Annotated in this window: 3 protein-coding genes and 1 pseudogene; 3 read left to right on the top strand and 1 reads right to left on the bottom strand. The window is 61.6% G+C overall.

From position 1 onward, the window contains the following. From Q0341_RS09900 to Q0341_RS09890, 3 genes are all read left to right on the top strand, one after another. A partial coding sequence (locus Q0341_RS09900; RefSeq protein ID WP_299512698.1) for a peptidylprolyl isomerase occupies positions 1-488 on the top strand: 488 nt, incomplete at its 5' end. A gap of 4 nt (positions 489-492) precedes the next feature. Then, positions 493-999, top strand: coding sequence for a peptidylprolyl isomerase (locus Q0341_RS09895; RefSeq protein WP_299512695.1), 507 nt, complete (start codon positions 493-495; stop codon positions 997-999). Between the two features lie 11 nt (positions 1,000-1,010). Next, entirely contained in the window at positions 1,011-1,814 is an 804-nt protein-coding gene (locus Q0341_RS09890) for a UDP-2,3-diacylglucosamine diphosphatase (RefSeq protein ID WP_299512692.1), read from the top strand. Between the two features lie 122 nt (positions 1,815-1,936). On the opposite strand, the pseudogene Q0341_RS09885 reads toward Q0341_RS09890, so the two are convergent. After that, positions 1,937-3,174, bottom strand: a pseudogene (locus Q0341_RS09885) (DUF349 domain-containing protein); the annotation flags it as partial.

The raw sequence follows: 3,174 nt of genomic DNA, 5'->3' as shown, positions 1-3,174 counted from the left end.
AACACTATGACGGCACCATTTTTCACCGTGTGATTCCCGGCTTCATGGTGCAAGGCGGTGGCTTCGACGCCCAATACAAAGAGAAAAAAACCCGCGCGCCCGTGCCGCACGAAGGCCGCCAATCGCTGGCTGCTGGCCTGAAAAACGCCACCGGCACGCTGGCCATGGCCCGCACCAACGACCCGCAATCGGCGACATCGCAGTTTTTCATCAACGTGGTGGACAACGCCTTTTTGGACCCCACGCCCATCCCCGATGGCGACCCGGTGGCCAAATTTCAATACCAAGGCCGTGTTTACGAAAACGTGGCCCGCGCCCAACTGCTGAACGCACCGCAGCTGTTCGGCTACACCGTTTTTGGCAAAGTCACGTCCGGCATGGACGTGGTCCAAAAAATCCGCAACACGCCCACGGGCGCAGGCGGCCCCTTCCCGACCGATGTGCCCCGCACGCCGGTTGTTATCCAATCCATCACTTTGTTGAAGTAACACCATGAGCAACCCACAAGTCGAACTGCACATCACCGGTTACGGTGTCATCACCCTCGAACTGGACGCTGAAAAAGCCCCCAAGTCGACCGAAAATTTTCTGGCCTATGTGAACAAGGGCCATTACGACAACACGATTTTTCACCGCGTGATCCCAGGCTTCATGGTCCAAGGCGGTGGCTTTGAGCCCGGAATGAGCCAAAAGCCCACCGATGCCACCATCGAAAACGAAGCCAACAACGGCCTGAAAAACGACGAGTACACCGTGGCCATGGCCCGCACCTCGGCCCCCCACTCCGCTTCTTCGCAGTTCTTCATCAACGTCGCCAAAAACGACTTCTTGAACCACACCGCACCCTCCATGCAAGGCTGGGGCTATGCCGTGTTTGGCAAAGTGGTCAAGGGCACCGAAGTGGTCGACCAGATCAAGGGCGTGAAAACCGGCAACCGCGGTGGCCACGGTGACGTGCCCAAAGAGGACGTCGTGATCGAAAAAGCCGTTGCCCTGTGATCGGCTAAGCCATGTCCGCTGATGTGCTGCCCCCCGCGCCGATGTTTGGCGTGTTGGCAGCGCCAGTGGCATGGCAAACCGTGGACTTGATCTCGGACCTGCACTTGCAGGCCGGCGAAGCCGCCACATTTGAAGCGTGGCGAGATTACATGGCCAACACCAAGGCCGACGCCGTGTTGATCTTGGGAGACCTGTTTGAAGTCTGGGTCGGCGACGATGCCGTGGCATCGGATCAATTTTTGCAAAAATGCGCCGAAGTTTTGCGTCAAACCGCCCGGCGATTGCATGTTGCCTTCATGCCCGGCAACCGGGATTTTCTCGTCGGCACTGGCTTCTTATCCGATTGTGGTGTTCAGGCCCTGGCCGATCCCACCTTGCTCGAGTTGGGCACGCAACGGATTTTGCTCAGCCACGGTGATGCCCTGTGCCTGGCCGACACCGACTACCAAGTCTTTCGAGCACAAGTGCGCAGCGCCCAATGGCAGGCTGATTTTTTAACCAACCCCCTGAACGAACGACTGAGCTTGGCGCGCACCATGCGGGCACAGAGCGAATCACAGCAACGCAAGAACACGGTTTATGCCGACGCCGACGCTGCCCTCTCGCTGGTCTGGATGAACATTTCAGGGGCCGATCGCTTGGTGCACGGCCACACCCACCAACCTGCAGACCACCCGCTCGGGTCTGGACAAAGGCATGTGCTGAGCGATTGGTCACTCGACCATGCGCCGCACCGTGCGCAGGTTCTGCGACTGTCGCGGCCAGGCGCAGTACTGCGGATCGACAATCCGCAGCAAAATTTTGGGCAGATTTAGCCAAGATGGCACGCCATGTTCAAAGCCAAAAGGGCTTTGGCCATGGCATCCGGGACGCTTGCGCCTTGATCAAGAAAAGACACCCAACCAGCCAGACCACTCGGGTCTGGCGCGGTCGGTGATCAGCTGCGCAGCAGGTTCTTGAGCACGTTTTGCAGGCGGCGGGCTGTGGCTTCTTCGTGCGGGCTGGACAAAACTTGGGCCACATCTTGTGTCCATGTCTCGCTGGGGCCGGGCTGGTTGCGTTGGGTCAGCAATTGAAGTTGCAAAGCGCGGCGCTCGTTGAGCTTATCTGCTGGTGTGGGCACCTCGGCGGCCATCTCCAGTCGAAGCAAGGCGCTGGACGCAGCCGCCTGGGGCGCTGCGCTGACGGCTTGCAGCCAAGCCTGGCGGGTCGATGCGTTGATGGCTTTGCCCAGCTCTTGCGTTGTGGGCAGGTCCTCAGCTTGGCGCGCTTGCCAAGCGGTCATCAAACGGGTCAGGGTCTCACCGTGGGCTTGCGCAGCGAGTTTGCGCAGCGACATTTCGGCGCGCTCCATGGCTTCGCGCTGGGCGCGGAATGCCGCGTCGCCCAATCGAGGGCCGCGTTCCTCACGGAAATCACCACGCGCACCTCGGTCACCTCGGTCACCGAAACGGTTCGGAGCACGCTCGCCACCGGGCCGCGCACCGCGCTCGCCCGGGCGACCATCGCGTCGGCCGTCGCGGCCTGCCGGGGCTTCGCTGCGCTTTTGACCAGGCCGGTCATCGCCACGCACCGCCACCACAGGTTTGGCTGGCTTGGGCATCACCGCCGGGGCCACAGGTTCGGCGGGTGGCTCTGCTTGTGTTTCGGCGTGTGTGTTGCCTAGGTCCGGAGCATCGCTGGCAGCGACCGTTTCGCCCGTCTGAGCATCGGGCTGCGAATCCGTGGCGGCTTCGCTTGCCGGTTCGGCAGGTGCCGCTGCATCAATGGCCTGCTCGCACGTTGGGGCAGACGGCTGCGCAGCCACCGGCACCGATTCGGTACCCGCTTGAACAGGGGCGGCTTGGTCGATCTGAGTTGCCTTGGCCTGCAGCGCTTGGCCACGCAAGGCGGCGTCCAGCGCAGCCATCGCAGCACGGATTTTGATGCCATCGCCGCTGGCATTGGCGGCCTCGAGTGCTTTGGAAGCGTCAATCACGGCACGGTCGTGGTCGCTCAGCGGCCCTGCCGCTTGTGGGCGGTCGGTGCCTTTGCGCTGAAAGGCTTCGTCCAGCGGGGCGCGGAAGACTTCCCACAATTTTTGTTCGGTCTTACGGTCCAGCGGCACCGATTGGGCTTCAACTTGCCAGCGTTGCTGTAGCGCCTTGACCGCGTCCACGCGCAAGCTTGGGGCAG

Origin of the sequence: uncultured Limnohabitans sp. (genome assembly GCF_937889215.1) — a bacterium.
Taxonomy (GTDB): Bacteria; Pseudomonadota; Gammaproteobacteria; order Burkholderiales; family Burkholderiaceae_C; genus Limnohabitans_A.
Note: the sequence above shows the minus strand (reverse complement) of the source record. Positions and strands in the feature narration are given on the sequence as shown.